Source organism: Candidatus Oleimmundimicrobium sp. (assembly GCF_030651595.1).
Taxonomy (GTDB): domain Bacteria; phylum Actinomycetota; class Aquicultoria; order UBA3085; family Oleimmundimicrobiaceae; genus JAUSCH01.
The window spans coordinates 1-2,355 of the sequence record NZ_JAUSCH010000106.1 but is presented as its reverse complement, the minus strand read 5'-3'; the positions used below and the strand labels follow the sequence as shown (position 1 = coordinate 2,355).

The 2,355-nt window shown below is 57.0% G+C and carries 4 protein-coding genes; all 4 read left to right on the top strand.

Annotation, left to right across the window (positions count from 1 at the left end; genetic code table 11):
* Nucleotides 1-1,034: MFS transporter (locus tag Q7U95_RS06230; RefSeq protein WP_308752825.1), on the top strand; the 1,034-nt coding region annotated here is incomplete at its 5' end.
* A 182-nt stretch (nt 1,035-1,216) separates the two neighbouring features.
* The gene (locus Q7U95_RS06225; protein ID WP_308752823.1) at nt 1,217-1,426 is read left to right on the top strand and encodes a helix-turn-helix transcriptional regulator; all 210 of its coding nucleotides are present in this window, start codon (nt 1,217-1,219) and stop codon (nt 1,424-1,426) included.
* The gene (locus tag Q7U95_RS06220) at nt 1,423-1,755 is read left to right on the top strand and encodes a HipA N-terminal domain-containing protein (RefSeq protein ID WP_308752821.1); all 333 of its coding nucleotides are present in this window, start codon (nt 1,423-1,425) and stop codon (nt 1,753-1,755) included. Before Q7U95_RS06225 ends, Q7U95_RS06220 begins: the two co-directional genes overlap by 4 nt.
* The coding region (locus Q7U95_RS06215; protein WP_308752819.1) for a HipA domain-containing protein at nt 1,752-2,355 on the top strand (604 nt) is incomplete at its 3' end. The genes Q7U95_RS06220 and Q7U95_RS06215, both read left to right, overlap by 4 nt.

The following is a 2,355-nucleotide window of genomic DNA, read 5'->3' as shown; positions in this document are numbered from 1 at the left end:
TCGGCCTCATCGATGGTGCCTCGAAAACGGTGGAGGGGTTCACGAAGGGCATCGGAGGTGCTCTTGCCCAGAGGTTTGGCCGTTCGAGACGTTTCATGCTGGCCGGTTATGCGGTCTCCTCTGTTGCAAAGCCTCTTCACGCGCTGGCAGGCTCGTTCTGGGCCGTGTTGGGCCTGCGGATCGCCGACCGGGTGGGCAAGGGGATGAGAAGCGCCCCTAGGGACGCGATCATCGCCGGTTCCGTGCCTCCCGGGATGCTGGGGCGTGCGTTCTCGCTCCACCGGGCACTGGACACCACCGGCGCGGTAGTGGGACCGCTTCTGGCCTTTCTGCTCATGGGACATTTCGGCGATGTGCGGCAGGTCTTTCTTTGGACCCTCATCCCCGGAGCGCTGTGCGTGATCGCCGCCTCTTTCGTCAGACGCGACAGCCTGACCGAGCCGCGGGACAGGGTGCCTTTCCCGGCGTGGCGAGGCGTGGTCAGCGGCAACAGGAACTTCCGCTTCTTCCTTTTCTCGACGGTACTCTTCACCATAGCCAATTCAAGCGATCTCTTGCTGCTTATGCGCACCCGCGAACTCGGCCTGACGGAAACTCAGGTTCCCCTGGTATGGATGCTCTTCAATGTTACCTATGTCCTGGCCGCCTATCCCATCGGACTTCTGGCCGACAGGGTCGGAAGGCCCAGGCTCTATCTCGCGGGCTTTGCGTTATACGCGGTGGTCTACGCAGGTTTTGCCCTTGATCTGGCGGGTGCGGCGGTCTGGATGCTCATGGGACTTTACGGCATCTATTACGGAGTCGCGGAGAGCCTGGGCAGGGCCCTGGTGTCGGATTTCGTCAAACCGGAGATGCGCCCGCTGGCCTACGGGATACATCACTTTGCCGTATCGGTAGGGGCACTGCCCGCCAACATCCTCTTCGGTTATCTCTGGCAGACATTCGGCGCTCCCTCCGCCTTTCTTGCCGGAGCCGCCTTTTCGGTCCTGGCGGGAGCGGTGTTCCTTGCAGGGGCCGTGACCCGAAAGGCGTAAACCTTGCCGGAAAACAGCAACCGGCGAACTAGGTGACAGGAAGGCCTCGGATCATAGACGGAAGTAAAATCAAACCCCTTAAGCCCCTGAAGGGTATAAAACCACGCATAATTATTGATAATATACCCTTTAGGGTGTAATATACCTGAAGATTGTAAAAACGTACCCTAAGGGGTGTAATCATGCTGGAAAAACTTTCGGAGTTCGTTAAGAAAAAAAGGAAGGCGCTCGGCATAACCCAGGCCGAACTGGCGGACAGGGCTGGTGTGGGCCTGCGTTTCCTCAGGGAGCTTGAGAACGGGAAACCTGCTCTTCGACTGGACAAGGTAAACCTGGTTCTGGACATGTTCGGCTGCGAGATGGGGCCGGTCAGGAAGGATAACAATTCTTGAAAAGGAGAGCCGCAATTTCCATCTTCGACCGCCCCGCAGGAGTTCTGTCCGAGGATGAAGACGGGTACCGCTTTTCGTACAACCCCGGATACCTCACGGAAGAGAGCCCGATCGCGATAAGCCTTACGCTTCCCCTGCAGGAGGAACCACACTTCTCGCGAACCCTGCACCCGTTCTTTGACGGCCTGATCCCCGAGGGGTGGCTTCTGGATGTGGTGGAGAGGACCTGGAAGGTGAATTCCCGTGACAGAATGGGGCTTCTGCTGGTCTCCTGCAAGGATTGCATCGGGGCGGTTTCAGTACTTCCGCTGGAGGAAGAGGCAGAATGAAGAGCATCTGCGGCTTTTGTTACGAACCCCTTGATGCCGGGGAGCGCTTCTTCCACAGATCCTGCTCAGGAAAGCTGTTCGGGATCCAGCATCCTCCCGAACTCCCCTATACGAATGAGTATCTGGAGGAGCTTGCAGAGAAAGCAGTCAGGGCAAGCATAACCGTTCCTGGAGTCCAGACCAAGCTCTCTCTTCACCTGGAAAAGGAGGGGCAAGGATCAGGAAGGTTGACCGTCGTTGGTCTTTGGGGGTCGTTCATTCTAAAGCCCCCCGTTCAGGAATACCCTTTTCTTCCCGAGATAGAGGACATGACGATGCACCTTGCCGCTCTTGCGGGAATCCGGACGGTCCCTCACGGGCTTATCCCCATGCCTGACGGAAGGCTGGCGTATATCACAAGAAGAGTGGACCGACCTCTGGAAAAAGTTGGCCGAAATCGCAGAATGACCAAAAGACACATGGAGGACATGTGCCAGTTGGCGGAGAGACAAGCCGAATACAAGTACACAGGTTCTATGGAGCAGATATCCCGGATCATACGAAAATATTCGTCGAATCCGGGGCTGGATCTGACGAAGTTTTTAGACATGGCTCTTTTTT

Excerpts from the sequence above, each read along its gene's own strand:
- Q7U95_RS06225 (WP_308752823.1), top strand. The coding sequence starts at position 1,217 with ATGCTGGAAAAACTTTCGGAGTTCGTTAAGAAAAAAAGGAAGGCGCTC.